This window comes from Mesorhizobium sp. M7A.F.Ca.US.008.03.1.1, assembly GCF_003997495.1.
Lineage (GTDB): Bacteria > Pseudomonadota > Alphaproteobacteria > Rhizobiales > Rhizobiaceae > Mesorhizobium.
The window spans coordinates 81966-96368 of sequence record NZ_RZRU01000024.1 but is presented as its reverse complement, the minus strand read 5'-3'; the positions used below and the strand labels follow the sequence as shown (position 1 = coordinate 96368).

General features: G+C 59.1%; 11 protein-coding genes and 3 pseudogenes. 5 read left to right on the top strand and 9 right to left on the bottom strand.

Annotated elements, in window-relative coordinates; all coding sequences use genetic code 11:
• A pseudogene (locus tag EOA16_RS26725) lies at positions 1-132 on the top strand (IS481 family transposase); the annotation flags it as partial.
• 161 nt (positions 133-293) lie between these two features.
• On the opposite strand, the gene EOA16_RS26720 reads toward EOA16_RS26725, so the two are convergent.
• The gene (locus EOA16_RS26720; RefSeq protein ID WP_199489650.1) at positions 294-566 is read right to left on the bottom strand and encodes a hypothetical protein; all 273 of its coding nucleotides are present in this window, start codon (positions 564-566) and stop codon (positions 294-296) included.
• A 1173-nt stretch (positions 567-1739) separates the two neighbouring features.
• Between EOA16_RS26720 and EOA16_RS26715 the strand changes: the two genes are divergently transcribed.
• Both EOA16_RS26715 and rpoN read left to right on the top strand, forming a co-directional pair.
• Entirely contained in the window at positions 1740-2273 is a 534-nt protein-coding gene (locus EOA16_RS26715) for a peroxiredoxin (RefSeq protein WP_063169380.1), read from the top strand.
• A gap of 68 nt (positions 2274-2341) precedes the next feature.
• On the top strand, positions 2342-3775 hold the full coding sequence (rpoN, locus tag EOA16_RS26710) for an RNA polymerase factor sigma-54 (protein ID WP_063169381.1): 1434 nt from the start codon (positions 2342-2344) through the stop codon (positions 3773-3775).
• Here rpoN and EOA16_RS26705 read toward each other — a convergent pair.
• The 6 genes and pseudogenes from EOA16_RS26705 to EOA16_RS26685 all read right to left on the bottom strand — a co-directional run bounded on the left by EOA16_RS26705 (position 3772) and on the right by EOA16_RS26685 (position 9382).
• A complete protein-coding gene (locus tag EOA16_RS26705; RefSeq protein WP_063169382.1) occupies positions 3772-4398 on the bottom strand; it encodes a nitrogen fixation protein NifQ in 627 nt (208 codons plus the stop codon). The two genes, rpoN and EOA16_RS26705, sit on opposite strands and share 4 nt — an antisense overlap.
• Positions 4385-5437 (bottom strand): LLM class flavin-dependent oxidoreductase, encoded by a 1053-nt coding sequence (locus EOA16_RS26700; protein WP_063169383.1) that lies wholly within the window; start codon positions 5435-5437, stop codon positions 4385-4387. The genes EOA16_RS26705 and EOA16_RS26700 overlap by 14 nt, the downstream gene beginning before the upstream one ends.
• A gap of 138 nt (positions 5438-5575) precedes the next feature.
• Entirely contained in the window at positions 5576-7177 is a 1602-nt protein-coding gene (locus EOA16_RS26695) for an SDR family oxidoreductase (protein WP_063169384.1), read from the bottom strand.
• A 148-nt stretch (positions 7178-7325) separates the two neighbouring features.
• Positions 7326-7913: a nuclear transport factor 2 family protein gene (locus EOA16_RS26690; RefSeq protein ID WP_050580531.1), complete on the bottom strand. Its 588-nt coding sequence runs from the start codon at positions 7911-7913 to the stop codon at positions 7326-7328.
• A 138-nt stretch (positions 7914-8051) separates the two neighbouring features.
• Positions 8052-8174 (bottom strand): annotated as a pseudogene (locus EOA16_RS33370) (ferredoxin); the annotation flags it as partial.
• A 29-nt stretch (positions 8175-8203) separates the two neighbouring features.
• Positions 8204-9382, bottom strand: coding sequence for a cytochrome P450 (locus EOA16_RS26685; RefSeq protein ID WP_063169385.1), 1179 nt, complete (start codon positions 9380-9382; stop codon positions 8204-8206).
• A 1487-nt stretch (positions 9383-10869) separates the two neighbouring features.
• On the opposite strand from EOA16_RS26685, the gene EOA16_RS26680 reads away from it, so the two are divergent.
• The gene (locus EOA16_RS26680) at positions 10870-12102 is read left to right on the top strand and encodes an MFS transporter (RefSeq protein ID WP_063169386.1); all 1233 of its coding nucleotides are present in this window, start codon (positions 10870-10872) and stop codon (positions 12100-12102) included.
• A gap of 261 nt (positions 12103-12363) precedes the next feature.
• Here EOA16_RS26680 and EOA16_RS26675 read toward each other — a convergent pair.
• A pseudogene (locus tag EOA16_RS26675) lies at positions 12364-13395 on the bottom strand (ChuX/HutX family heme-like substrate-binding protein); the annotation flags it as partial.
• A gap of 51 nt (positions 13396-13446) precedes the next feature.
• Complete coding sequence (locus tag EOA16_RS26670; RefSeq protein WP_126066777.1) at positions 13447-13770, bottom strand: hypothetical protein; 324 nt, start codon at positions 13768-13770, stop codon at positions 13447-13449.
• A 210-nt stretch (positions 13771-13980) separates the two neighbouring features.
• Between EOA16_RS26670 and EOA16_RS26665 the strand changes: the two genes are divergently transcribed.
• Positions 13981-14301, top strand: a complete 321-nt coding sequence (locus EOA16_RS26665; RefSeq protein WP_029356570.1) for an iron-sulfur cluster assembly accessory protein — start codon at positions 13981-13983, stop codon at positions 14299-14301.
• Positions 14302-14403: the final 102 nt, after the last annotated feature.

Genomic DNA, 14403 nt, shown 5'->3' with positions numbered 1-14403 from the left:
CATCGTGCCGCCGAACTGCCTGTCTGGCTGCACAGATACAATTGGCATCGTCCACATGGCAGCCTAAAGTCAAAAACGCCTATCAGTCGCCTCGCCCTGATCGAGGACAACCTGTTGAAGCTCCACAACTAGGTCGTCCAGCATCACAGTGAACCGCGTACGTAGTATTTTGTCGTAGGCGGCATTCTGGATAGCCGGATACGGGCTCTTCACCCGCTGCACCACCGATTGCGGGATGATGTCGCGAGAAACATTCACGGATTTCGTGAAAAAAGTGTACCCGCCGAAGAGCCCTACTCGCGGGGGCGGTGCAGCACCACCTCGGTGTCACTGCTCGTGTTCATGCGATGGACTAGGCCGGCCAGCTGTTGACGCAGCTCGCGGTAGTTGTAAGTCTCACCCGTGTAGACGAGCACCAAGTCAGGTCGGCCATCCCCCTGGAGCATCCTCGGCTGGCGGCCGCCCTGGATATCGATGATTGCCAGGCGGTGGTGTCCCAGCGCCGCAGGCCCGCCGATCCAAGTCCCCTCGTCGTCCGGACCGTGGTTCGCTATGGTGGCCGTCATATCGGCAAGCTCCCTTCGCGCATCGGGACCTCCGAGGTCTCGATTGAAGTCGATCCATTCACAGATGCCGCACAGGTTATGTCGCCGCATTTGGGCGAAGCAGATATAAGGCCAGTGGGAAACCATCGAGGCAAAGTGACGGATCTAGCCCAGCTACGATCCGCATCCGACATTGTCGGACATCGGACAGCACCGCGATTCGCTGCATAGGAAGCCTGGAGTCGCGATTTCCCCTGGGGGAATCAGCGCATGAAAGGAGAGCTGGGTCGTGTCTGCCGAAATGAGAAATTGCTCCCCCTTATTGCATCACCGAGGAATGTTACCCAGCGCGATAGACGGACATGCCCTATCTCCCCCCGTTGCAGCTGAGGGAGATAGGGGCCAGCTCTTCATTCAACCCTCATGGAGGATGATCAGCCCAGCCATTTCCATGCGCCGGCCTTCACAAGCCGTGCACCATTCAGGTTCTTTTCCTTGAAGCGCGACGATCCTTGTCAGACGTCGCAACACTTGCTGCCGAGAGCACGAGCTCTTCCTCGAGCATGCCTTGATCTGCGCCTCGAACGGCTCGCACATGCTGGGTTTCAACGACTTCGCAGAGGTTGATATTCTGCAGTGACTTCGTCTCGCTGCTGCACGGCATTGACGCTGGGAGCCATGCTCGCGTGGCGCAATTGTGCTGAAGCCGGTGCCCACGGCAACGTTTCTTAACCCGCCCCAGATCCTGGCGTTTGGCTATTTCCGACATTCGTGTCCGGCTTCGGACAAAGGCCGGGTTTGCCGAACGGAGTCGCACCCAATTTCCAGTGCTGCTTGAGCAATAATATCGACCGGCATTACTGCACAACACGAAAGTTGCTGCAAAAACCGAAGTGAACCCAAGGCATCGGGTCAATTGGCATGGCGCTTGCGACTCGGTCGATAGAACGCAGTCAAAATCACGGTTGCAGACCATGCCTACCTCTCAAAGCTCGATAAAGCACGCGAGCAAAATTCCCCGTCTCCGCGGAAGCTCGTCGCCGTTAAACGTGCCTGCTCGGGGGCGGTCTTGCACAAGACCGGTCCGAGGCAACCACGCCAAGGCGCGAGGCTGCCGGAACTGTCGACCGAAGTCGATGCCGCTTCAGTTTAACCGAAAAATGCACCGTACCACTTTGGCCTGGAAGCAAATCAATGACCTATAGAAAGAACGTTCCTCTCGTGACCTTTCGCACGCGTGTTCGCGATGAGTCGATCGGGGGGCCAAATCCTTATCAGTGGGAGAACAAGACCTCCGACGATTATTTCGGGGGCAAGCGCATCATCCTGTTCTCGCTGCCTGGCGCCTTCACCCCGACCTGCTCGACCTTCCAACTGCCCGATTTCGAAAAACTCTATGATCAATTTCTGGAACTGCGAATTGACGCGATCTACTGCGTCTCGGTCAACGATGCTTTCGTCATGAATGCGTGGGGAAAGTCCTTGGGGCTGCAGAAGATCGAGCTGATCCCAGACGGGTCGGGCGAGTTCACGCGCAAAATGGGCATGCTGGTCGCGAAGGACAATCTGGGCTTTGGCATGCGCTCCTGGCGATACGCCGCTCTGATCGACGATGGCGTGGTGGAGCAGTGGTTCGAGGAGGAAGGCTTCTGTGACAACTGCGAGACGGACCCCTATGGCGTTTCATCCCCGCAAAACGTTCTCGACAAATTGAAGGCGGCGGCATGACCCAGAAGTGGAAAGTCTCACACAACCCAAGCACACACTAGAGCCTCCTCGGCAGATCACGGTTCAACATGCATCTCTCAGCAAGCCTGCTTCAACGCCAGAAGCAACGTATGGTCTTATCGCCTCAAGCCATTGAAGCTATTCGCTTGCTGCGATTGACGCATACTGAACTCCATCAGCTCGTGCAGCAGGCACTCGAGAAGAACCCCGTTTTGAAGCCTGACCCGTTTGACGACGATTCGCCGCTGCCAGGGGTGGATCAGCGGAGCAGTCAAAGCAGAAGCGAAATCGGCGAATCGCCCATTGGCGGGCCGTCTGGCGGGCGCGGGCAATGGAAGTCGCAACGCAGTAGCGGCAACGATCGACCTGCCGTCGAGGAGTTTACCGCCCACACCGAAACATTGCACGACCATGTCGCCCGCCAGGTCGCCCTCAACCCGTTCACCCCCCAGGAGCGGCTGATTGCCGGACAGCTCGCCGCTCATCTGGAGGACACTGGCTATCTTCAGGTAAACCTTTTCGATCTGGCCAGGACGTTAAACGTTCGGCAAGCTGATGTGGAACGGGTCATCGGAATCTTGCAGCAATTTGATCCGCCGGGCATTTTTGCGCGAACTCTCAGCGAATGCCTGGAGATTCAGCTGCGCCAGCAAGACCGGTTCGACCCGGCTATGGCAGCTTTGGTCGCCAATCTCGAGATGCTTGCACGGGGGGATTTTCAGGGATTGAAGCAGCGTTGCGGAGTCGACGAGGAGGATCTCCTCGACATGAGGAACGAAATCCGCGCGCTCGATCCCAAGCCTGGAGACCGGTTCCAGTCCGGGACGCCGGAAACCATCGTACCGGACGTCTGGGTAATGCCCAAGTCCGAAGGTGGATGGCGGGTGGAGCTTGATCCGGCCACGCTGCCCAAAGTGTTGATCAACCACACCTATGTCGCCGAAATCTCGCAGCTGACCAAGCAAAATCCGGAAGGCAAAGCGTTTCTCGACAATTGCCAGGAAAAAGGGAACTGGCTGATCAGCAGTCTCAAGCAGCGCGCTAAGACGATCCTTAAGGTTGCGACCGAAATCGTGCGCCAGCAGGATGCCTTTTTTACACACGGCGCCGCCCATCTGCGGCCTCTCTGTCTCAAAAATGTCGCTGACGAGATCGGCATGCACGAGTCGACGGTAAGCCGGGTGACTTCGAACAGGTACATGTTGACTCCGCGCGGGGTGTTCGAGCTGAAGTATTTTTTCGCTGCGCCAATCGCATCCTGCGAGGGCGGCGATGCGCACTCCGCCAAAGCTGTCTGCCATCGGATCAAGGCAATCATAGCCGAAGAATCGCTCGACAAGGTACATTCCGACGAAGACATCGTTGCTCAACTCAAGGAGACCGGCATCGATGTCGCTCGCCGTACCGTCACCAAATATCGCGAGGCGATGAACATCCCTTCCTCCATACGACGGCGCCGCGATAAGCGTTTGTCCGCAGCTGCGATCAAGCGAAGTGACTAACCGACATTCGTGGTCGGCGAGAGGCGACTCTCAACTTCCTCCGGGCCGAAGCAGCTTTCGAAGTCATGGCATTCCCCGCAACTGGGTGCTGTGCATGACGAAAAGCCTTCGGCCTCACACAGCTTGCGGTAAAAGTACTTTTTCCATTTCATGTTTTCTGTGTTGCCTGCCGCCAGCGCGGGAAAATGTCTGGCAAGCAGGCGGCTGAGCTCAGCGCGATTTGAGAGGCCAAGATCCCGCCAAAGATGGTCCATGCGCATCGCACGCCGGGCGATGATCTTGGCCAAGCGGGCGCTCGCCGGGTCGGCCGGCGCAGCATGCGCTAGCAGCAGCCGGCGTAGCAGTTCCTCTTCCAGTTCCGGCTCGGGCTCGCTCAACTCCTCCAAAGCGAATACGCTGCTGGAGGTAGACGGGAAAGTTGCGGCCAAGACATCACGCAATTCGACAGACGAAAGGCCTGTCCCCTCCGTCGCCAACACCTCGCCCGCCTGGACCTCCTCAAGCGAACGTGAATGTACGCAGGGCAGCACATGCTGATCGAAGCTCCTCCCTAGCTCGGACCCACGCCATTGCGCGCTGGATAGGCAGCCATCATCGTAACGGCCGGCTTCAGCTTCCGGCATGACAAAGCGCCTTGTTGACCGCAGGGATGATCTTGTCGCCCCAGAGCTCGATCTGGCGCAGCATCGTCTTTTGGTCGAAGTCGCCCAATTGAGTCTGAACTGCGATCTGGTCCGGTTTCAAGATATCGATCTCTTCCAGCAGGCGATCAATCACGCGATTTACGCTGCCAATCGGCAAATTTTTGCGCATGGTCTCGAAGGACAGATCCTGCTGGGTCGGTGTCTCCTGCAGCAGGTAGCCATCGTGGCTCTGTTGGCGACGCTGATGCAGGGCTTCAGAAAGCCGGCGCTGGAAGCGGGCATTGTCGAGATAGCTGTTGATCTCCAACTCGTCGTGGCTGGCATAGCAGCAGCGCAGCAGCGATATCTTGACGTCGGTGACGTTCTTTTCCTCGGATGCCGCCGCCCTCTCGACTGATTCACGCAGTGTGGTCAAAGTCTCTAAGCCGTCGTGGAAGGCTGTGACAAAAAAATTGTGCCCCTCGCGGTAGGCCCGAGCCATCCGTGCGGCTCCGCCAGCGATCCAGATAGGCGGCGTCGGCTGCTGGACTGTGCGGACCGAAATCGCTGTTGGGGGGATCTTCTCATACTGGCCGTCGTGTTCGAAGACGTTTTGGTTGAGGCCCTTGAGAATGATGTCCAGGTATTCCGAAAAGACGGCCGGCGCCTCATCGATGTCCACGCCGAACCGTTCGAACTCGAACTGCTGGTATCCCAAGCCTACGCCGAGCTCGAGACGGCCGTTCGCAACGATGTCGGCGAAGCCGATCTCGGACAGCAGGCGCTGCGGTTGGTAAAGCGGCAGCACGCAGACGGCAGTGCCCAGGCGAATCGTGCTTGTCAAGCCGCCGCAGTGCGCCACCATCATCAGCGGGGATGGTATGAGGCTGTAATTGTTGAAGTGGTGCTCAGCAAACCACGCGGTGTTGAACCCAGCCTGCTCCGAAGCGACGGCCTGTTCGATGGAGTTGCGGATGACGCTTTCTGAGGATTGGTGATAGCCACGCTGGGCGGCCAGAATGAAAGTGGCAAATTCCATGATTTCTCCTCGTTATAGACACGTCAGCCGACCGGGAATGTGCTCGGCATGCGCATGCTTGGATCTCAAGCACCTCAGGTGCGTCGTGGAGCCGAGGCTTCATAATGCTCGGCCGGTCGCCCTGCGAAGGCCTGGCAATTAACCTGCGGCCTCCGCAAAACATTCGTCATAGAGCTCGCTGGCGTTTCCCGCATCACCGAACGAGGTCCAGCCGCCGTCCACGTAGAGGATCGAGCCGTTGATGTATGAGGCGTCAGACGAAGCAAGGAAGAACGATGCATCTGCGACGTCTTCTGGCCGTCCCATCCTGCCCATGGGGATGCGTCGTCCGATTGCTGTCAGGTCGATGCGGCCGGCTTTGGCCAACTGAGCAAGTGCGGGCGTGCGGATGTGGCCAGGAGCGACGGTGGCTGTCCGAATTCCGACCGGCCCGAGTTCGGCCGCCATGCAACGGGTCAGCATATCCATCCCCGCCTTGGAGGCGCCGTAGGCATGGCGCGGCGCGAACGGCAGAAAGCTGTCGATCGACCCGAGATTGAGGATCACGCCGCCCGGGCGCATAGCCTTGATCGCTTCGCGCGCGCAGGTGAAGGCGCCGGTAAGGTTGACATCCAGGACGTGTTCGAGCTGTTTCGACAGTTGCTCGATCGCAGGCACAATCCTGTCGGCGGTATCAGCACTATTGACCAGAACATCGATATACCCGAAGCGTCCCCTCAGTTCTTCGAACATCGACACCACATCGCTCTCGACGGCCACGTCCAGCGATTTCGCCAGATGCTTGCCGGGGAGCGATGTAGCCAGCTCTGCCGCTGCAGTGCCATCTTTATCAGCAATCACGACGGTGTCGCCGTTCGCGGCAAAGCGGCGAGCGACGGCCGCGCCAATGCTTTTTGCGCCACCGGTGACGAGCACGATTCGCGCATCTGTGCATTCGGCCGGACAGGAGAGCTCGGCTTGGAGCGCACCATCCACCGGCGGGTGAGCATCCCCCGGCTGGTTGAATGACATCCAGCCTCCGTCGACTGCCAGCACCGAGCCGGTGATGTAGCGCGCCTGCGTGCTGCTCAGAAAACGCACGACCCTGGCGATCTCGTCGGGGCGAGCCAAGCGCCCCATCGGCACGCGGCGGCGTATCGCCGCGAGGTCCATTTTGCCAGCGCGTGCCAGTTCTGTGACCATTGGGGTGCGGACGGAGCCCGGCGCCACCGCCGTGACGCGGATTCCTCGCATAGCCCACTCGCATGCAAGGGACTTTGTCAACGAGATCACGCCAGCTTTCGAGGCTGCGTAGGCGTTGCGCCTGGGATTGCCGACCACGCCCGCCATCGAAGCCACATTGACGATCGCACCGCCCGGCTTCATGCGCCGCGCCGCTTCCCGGGCCATAACGAATGGCCCAATAAGGTTCACTGTCACGCCGCGTCGGAAGGTATCGACAGCGGTGTCGATGATCCTATCCATCGTGGGTCCAACCGCCGCATTGTTGATGAGGACATCGATTTGCGCGAACCGTGCTTCGACCTGGCCGAAAAGTGAGAGCATGTCCTTCTCTCGCGACACATCGCACTCCAGACCGACGTGCGGCGACCCGAGATCCCGAGCCAGTTCAACCACACCACTGCCCGGAAGGTCCACCGCAACTACAGTGTCTCCGTCCGCGGCAAGGATATCGACCAGGGCACGGCCGATCCCGCCCGCAGCGCCTGTGATGATTACGGTGCGTGCTGCCAGTTTCACGAGAGCTTCTCCACGATGACCGCTTGTGATCTCAGCCCATCAACCTTGGGCGGAATGAAGGGCCGAGCCAAATCGTTGCAGTGACCGCCAGTCGCGGCCCCACACAGATGTCGTTCCCGTAGGGCGCTCATCCTCCATTCCTACCCACTTATGCAGCTCCCAGTTGGGGACCCTCGACGCCATCTTGGTCGGTGGGGATGTGACCCTTGAGCAACTGGTAGATGGGATCGTCTGGATGTGGTGCTCCAATCGGCTGTCGCCGGCCGAACCTATCTGCCTCAAGAATCGCTGGCGGGATTTGCTCCTCAACCCAATCGTAGACGACTGTCCGTTCCGCAATTCGCCACTCGTCCTGCCTCTTCTGAAACAGATCGCAGTAACGGCCGCAAAGCAGCGTCTGACGTATTTCTTGGTCTGTATCCGGTCCGCGTTGCAGCGCGGTGAAATAGCTCTCGACCGCGGCCTCTGCTGAACTGATGAAGTCGATCAGGCTGTTCGTGATTTGATGGATGTTACGGTGCCCCGGCAGACCGAGAGCAAATTGGATGAAGTCCTCTGCCGGTCCGCAATAGGGACCGTGCCTGTCATACGCTTCGGGCCAGTATGCGCTACGCAGCGCCGCCTCATCGGCGCGGTCTATCCCGCGGCAGTACCGATACAGGCAGTTGCGGATCGCCTCTCGGTCACGCAGTTCGGTAATTTTCGCGTGGTCGACAGGGTCTGTCGCGAATTGTATGATTGTTTTGTCCTTCCCGATGCCAGTCTGCACTTTGCGTGTGTCTCTCTCTACAACTGAGTTAGCGGGGGGCTCGTCAACTTCCAGAGCTTGTTCGGGGCAGGCTCGTACCCCTTTTGAGGCAAGCAGTTGCTCCCCATCGGCAACATCAATATCACCGGGCAAGATGTAGCCGGCGTCATCAAGCTTGAAGACTCTCGGCGCCCGCGCCCAGCAGCGCGCATGACCCTGGCATCTGGCTTTATGTACGACGACACGCATAGCGAACTCCAATGTCGTTGGCTGAAACTTCAGGACCATTCCAGGATCAGATTCTCGATCCCGAACACATGGCCGCCGAAGGTGATAGGTTCAGTCCCTGTCTTGATCCGAAAGGCTGGGATGCGCGCCAGCCACTCCTCCAGGCCAATGACAATCTCCCGCCGGGCAAGGTGTGAGCCAAGACAACGATGGGGACCATAGCCAAAGGCAGCGTGCCGGTTGTCCTCGCGCGCCAGATCGATCTCATTCGGGCATTCGAATTCCGCCGGGTCACGATTGGCAATCATCGTGGCACAGGAAACATAATCTCCCTTGCGGATCGGCGCGCCTTTGAAGTCGACATCCTTCGTTGCCACTCGGATCATCTGAATGGTCGAATAGGCGCGCAGCAATTCTTCCGCAGCGACGGCAATCCGGTCAGGTTCGCTTCGTAGCAATTCCTGATCTTTGGGGTTGCGCGCGAGATGGGCCAAGTCGAAGCATATGGCTGCTGAGACCGTGTCGAGTCCCGCGACGAACACAAGCACGCCGATGCCACGGACTTCTTCGTCACTGAGCAGACGACCCTCGACCTTTGCCTTCACGATGAAGGTCATGAAATCATCGACCGGCTCCTTGCGGCGCTCGGTGGCAAGTTCGTCGATGAAGGCCACGATCGTCCGGGCTGCGGGTGGTCGTTGCTCCTTATCGCCGTGGAGCAGATCTCTAGCCCAGCCGACAAATGTTTCTAGTCCGTTGTCCGAAAGCCCAATAAAGCGAAGGAAGATATTGACCGCGAACGGAACTGCAAAATCCTTCATGATGTCGCAGCTCGTGCCTGATGCGGCGATCCTGTCGATCAGCTTGATCGCTCGTTCCCGGACAGCCGGCTCCAATGCCATTACCCGCTTTGGCGAAAGCAGCGGATTGAGCAGTGAGCGAAAAACACCGTGGAATGGCGGATCGAGCTCAAGCGGGATCATCGGCCAGCTCTCGCCGAGCACAGAGGCGAAGATGCTGCGATGGCTGGAAAACGTTTCGGTGTCCTGCAGCACCCGGCGCTGGTCGCTCGCGCGAGTGATGACCCAGGTACCCCGACCGTCGCGCGTGTTGCTGGTTGAATAAAAGATCGGAGGCCCGGCATGAACGCAAGCAACCGCTGCATGCGGATCCCCGTTAGCCGTCGGCAACATGCCGGGCGACGTAAACAGGTTGAAGTCCCTCACCATTTCGGGCGGGACATGATCTGGAACCGGCCGCGATTTAACCGCGCCAGAATCGAGAGACCGTTCATGAGATGCTGTCGGCATTTGCATGCAATCGTCGGTGCAAGCTCCGTGCCGAATTCGTCTTTCGATAATCCTTGCCGTTTGCTGGGCAACAGGTGGCGCCTGCGCTGACTTGCTGGTCGGGATTGCAACATTCTTGTCCAGCGTCGGACACAGAATGTAGAATGCTAGACAGCGACTTGGAGCAACTCAACTGGTGGGATCGCTAGCCGATCATGTGCCCGGGGAGCATCCAGTTCGAAAGCTTGCGCTAAGCGGCTTGGTGACTTGGCCGAGGTCACCAGGTGGAAACGACCAACACTTGGGGTGAGCCTAGTGGCGCTCCCCTCGATGATGTCTGGCGGGGTGGTTAGCCGCCTCCGTAGGACAAGATCAGTCTACACGAATGGACTATAGCCTCTCCTCGCATGCCTCATTGGCCGTCCTTCAGAGCCGGCCACACGAGCTTTTGTCTTTCAGCAGGGCGTTTTTCTCGCCAGCTACAGAGCCACACCGACGCCATTAATGAGCGTCCAGTCGACGGGTTGGATGGCCCTGTCCATCTTGCCCAGCACCTTGGCTTAGCATTTGCCGGTGCGGCGGAAGCCTTCAAGACGCAGTTCTTGACCTTCTCCAGATCAGCCTCGGATGGATATCGGCAAGGGTTCAGCTCGTCCTTTTGAACTTGCGCATCTTCGTGTTGGCCAACCCCAGGCCGCCCGACATATTTGCGGTCTATCCGGCACCTCAACTTCGAACAACCTTGCGGCAAGCTCTTGGGATAGCCCACGCTCGTGCCTCCACCACCCGCTCAGCAGAGCCAGATTTGTCGTTGATGGCACGGAACTTGCGGAGTCATTCGCAGATGCGTCACGGACCGAGAGTGTCGTCCCATGAATTCGATCACCAAAAAGGCCGCCCGACGTTGCTGGGACCGCCTGCAATTACCTTATCCCAGAATTGGGAGCAACGGCTTCAAAAGGGATAACTCATCACCTCAATTTTGTCGATCGCGCGGCCATCGAACCGCAGCCATCGATCAGACTTCCGCCTCGTTGCACTCATTGCGACCGCCTTGGTGCTTGCGACAACCGCTCAATTCTGGCTGCCAGGATAACCACATATGGCGACGGAACTTCCTGCTTCAAAGCAATATAGAGATCGTCGATCATCCCCCCATCAAGGCCTCGATCGAGGACACCGCGTTCGGCTTGCTTGGTTCGCAGTGAACAGACCGCACTTCGACGAATGCGATCGATGCGACCGCGCCGAGAACTCTCCCGCATTGTCGACGGTTGGGTCCGTCGGCCCTCCGATGAGGCCTCGGATGCGTCGGGCTCCGAGGCCTCGACTGATGCCGACTGGCCGCCGCCGGAAGGTCTCGCGGCTTTGATCCCCGGCGATGTAGCCACCCCTGCTGCAACAGCTCCTAGCCGGAGAACTCATTCATGACCGAATCGGCGACAGATTTAGTGGACGCGGCTTTGTTCGACCGAGATCGGCTTGACCCAGAAAGTCCCTATCAACGTTCTGGCCCTGCATGGGGTGCCATCATTTCGCTTTCCTTCGGCACCTTCGGGCTTGTGACGGCAGAGTTTCTGCCCGCCAGCGTTCTGACACCGCTCGCGCATGATCTCCGTATCACCACGGGCACGGCTGGACAGGCGCTAACAGCGGCCGCAATCGTCGCGGCGATCTCGGCACCGATAATCGCCATCGTGACAAAGCGTCTGGACCGCAGGGTCGTCATCTGGGCGATGACGCTCCTGCTGATCCTGTCGAACGTTCTGGCGGAGGTTGCGGGGTCGCTGCCGGTTTTGCTGGCGGCACGCGTCGTCCTTGGCATATCGCTTGGTGGTTTTTGGTCAATTTCGGCAGCGTTGGCGATGCGGCTGGTTCCAAGTCACCTCATGCCGCGCGCCATGTCGGTCATCCTCACCGGCGTTTCTGTCGCCTCCGTCTGCGCGGCTCCAATCGGCGCTTATGTCGGTGACATTTGGGGATGGCGAGCCTCGTTCAAGGTCGCCGCAATCGTGAGTGCCGTTGCGCTGCTCGTGCAACTCGTAACCATTCCGCCACTGCCTCCGATCGAAGTGCGCAGATTCCGCAGTCCGCTGGATGTCGCGAAGAATCCGGCGATGAAGGTTGCGGTGCTAGTCGTGCTATTGGTCGCTTCCGGCCATTTTGCCAGCTTCGCCTACATCCGCGCCTTTCTCGAGAGCGTTCCTGCGCTCGACAAGAAGTCAATCCCGCTCGTGTTCCTTGCTTTTGGCACGGCCGGCGTCTTCGGCAATTTAGCCGGCGCATTCCTCACCAAACACAGTCTCAAGGCGGTCGCGGCCCTGCCGCCCCTGCTCATTGCCGTAGCCGCTGTCTCGCTCCTGACCATGAGAGCATCGGCCTTGACCTCGGCAATTGCAGTTGCCGTATGGGGCTTTGCTTTTGGCGCGGTCCCGGTCGGATTGCAGACATGGATGGTGCTACGCGCCGCTCCGAAACAGGCCGAGAGCGCTGGTGTACTGATGGTCATAACCTTCCAAGTGGCCATCGCAGCCGGCACAACTTGCGGTGGCCTATTGGTGGATCACACGGGTATTGCCAGTGTCTTTGTCTACAGCGCGGTTGCCACGTTCCTCGCTGTCTTGACAGTATTTTTGCTCGGCCCGAACCGCAAAACCTGACCGCCTGGTGGGGAGTGACGGTCGGCGGCGTTCACGCTATTGTCACCTCTGAGCTCGGCCCAAAGGCCGCGGCTTCGTCGTAACCATGCGGTCGATGGGGCAGCGCCAAATTGCTTCCTGCTCATCGCGTTGCGATAATACAGCGCGCTTATTGCGTCATCGTGTCCCCGGTCTCGGCTTCAATGCCCGGCTACTGGCTGCGGAGGCAGATGGGCGCCGGCGTCCCACCGACGACGATCGGTCTTTTCTCATGTAGCTGTCGGGGAAACGAGGCAGGTTTTCCGCCAGAACCCGCCAGTCGTCGCGCTCGCGTTCGCCTTCCTTGCGCGCACCGAACAACTGGATGATGATCTTGCCGTCGGACCCATATGCTTCGAGCGAGGTGACGTGACTGTCATTGGTCGGCTTGCGCACGGCCCAAACCTCACGGATTTGGTGGGTCCTGAGATGCAGCCGGAACGTTTCGTCCAGCACATGGATGCACGGCCCGATCTGCTTGACCGACTTGATTAAGCCGGAATGGGTCTGGATAGAACCTCGGTTGCCGACGAAGCACATGATCGGCAATTCGTCTTCGGCCGCACGCTGGAGCACGGCGCCAACTGCGGCATTGTCGAGCAGCCAAGCGTAATCCTGGCCGACCATGCGCAAAGCCTGGCAGCGGCTGAGCTTGAGCGTCTTTAGAAGGTTGACGTCAGTCAGCCGGCTCCAGTACTCGCGTAGGTCGTCCACCGTGCCGGCCCAGTCCGCAGTCCTCGCGCCCAGGTCGGCTACTCTCGCCTTAAGCGACATGGTCGGCTCCTGGTTGGCGGATACGAGCTCGGCCACCAGCTTTCGATAGGCATGAAGGTTGGAGACCGGCCTGAGATGCACCTTATGCACTGCTGCGCCGGCGGCGTCGAAGAATTGCAAACTGCGCTGGATTCCGCCGCGATGGCGCCTTTCAACAGCGAAACCATACCTCCAAGCCTGCGGGAAGACGCGAAGGTCGAATTCGTCACCAAGGACCATGGCGTGATTGTTGCCGGTTATCACTCTGTTGAAGACGCCAATCTTTTCGTGCACGGCACCTTGATTGCGGGTCAGCGCCGTCACTTCGCCCACGAATTCGAGGCCCGTCAGAAGGTGATTGACGCGCGGGTCGATGCGTGCCGCGCCGAAACCGCAATGGGCCGCGACCAGTTCCGCTTCCGAAATGGCCAATTGGGCGGCGAAATCACGCGCGGGAATGTTCGGACAGACTTCCCACGCACGCCGGATTTCGTTGGGCGACCGCTTCTTGCGCTGATCCATGTTTTTACCCCTGCCCCGTTCTTCTTTTGACGATCGATCGAAAAACGGGCCTCAGGGATGTGCACGGCGGACGCGATCGATCGTCAGGCACATGCCAGTCGAATCCTGTCTCCGGGCGGTCAGCGGCCAATCGCCGGTAGCGAGCGATTGTTGGGTGGTCGGCGCCAATCGGCCGATCGAGCATTCGGGTACCACCGGCGGTGCTGCTTTCCCACCAAGGCGGGTCTGATGGATCATATTGCTTTCCTTCGTTCTTCGATTGCGAGGGCAACCCAAAGGTGAATCGGCCGGCAATTTTGCCGCCGCAACGAAGGCTTCACAAAAATCGTGCCAGTTGCTCCGCGGCAAGCTCTGAACATCTTTGGCTCTGTTCATTGCTTTACGCGTGAGTGCATCGCGAACTCAGGCGCCCTTCCTGTGACGCGGACGCGACAAACCCGACAGTAAGTGTCGGTTGTCGGACGTCTCCCCAGCAATCGAGCATAAGAGACGTCGGGATGTCCTACGGTTTTTGACACGTCTTCCCTTTGGCACGGTCCATGCGAGATGATCCACGAAAACGCCGGACCGAGGAGAAATCGAGCCATGATTACGCTCACCGACAACGCTGTTGCCGCCATCAAGGCCGCTCTTTACCGCGCCAGCGAGCCGGCGGAAGGATTTCGCATCATGGTCCATGCCGGCGGCTGCGCCGGCTTCCAATACTCAATGGGCCTGGAGAGCGTCTCACGTGAGGGCGATGCGATCATCGAGCGAGATGGGCTCAAGGTGTTCATGGATAGAGGCTCCCAACCCCATGCCGCCGGCATGACCGTGGACTTCGTCACTGGGCTCGAAACATCCGGCTTTGTTTTCGATAACCCCAATGCGCGTGAGACGTGCGGCTGCGGCAAGTCCTGCAAATGATTGCGAGGGAACAGGCTATGTTCGACTATAGCGACGCCAAGGAATACTGCGTCGAACCGGTAACCGCCGGCGCTCTGGAACCGGCCGACACGCACTGTCGGC

Coding starts and splice junctions, on each gene's coding strand:
- rpoN (WP_063169381.1), top strand. CDS start 2,342: ATGCATCTCTCAGCAAGCCTGCTTCAACGCCAGAAGCAACGTATGGTC.
- EOA16_RS26700 (WP_063169383.1), bottom strand. CDS start 5,437: ATGGAATTTGCCACTTTCATTCTGGCCGCCCAGCGTGGCTATCACCAA.
- EOA16_RS26715 (WP_063169380.1), top strand. CDS start 1,740: ATGACCTATAGAAAGAACGTTCCTCTCGTGACCTTTCGCACGCGTGTT.
- EOA16_RS26705 (WP_063169382.1), bottom strand. CDS start 4,398: ATGCCGGAAGCTGAAGCCGGCCGTTACGATGATGGCTGCCTATCCAGC.
- EOA16_RS26665 (WP_029356570.1), top strand. CDS start 13,981: ATGATTACGCTCACCGACAACGCTGTTGCCGCCATCAAGGCCGCTCTT.
- EOA16_RS26680 (WP_063169386.1), top strand. CDS start 10,870: ATGACCGAATCGGCGACAGATTTAGTGGACGCGGCTTTGTTCGACCGA.
- EOA16_RS26670 (WP_126066777.1), bottom strand. CDS start 13,770: ATGAACAGAGCCAAAGATGTTCAGAGCTTGCCGCGGAGCAACTGGCAC.
- EOA16_RS26720 (WP_199489650.1), bottom strand. CDS start 566: ATGACGGCCACCATAGCGAACCACGGTCCGGACGACGAGGGGACTTGG.
- EOA16_RS26685 (WP_063169385.1), bottom strand. CDS start 9,382: ATGGTGAGGGACTTCAACCTGTTTACGTCGCCCGGCATGTTGCCGACG.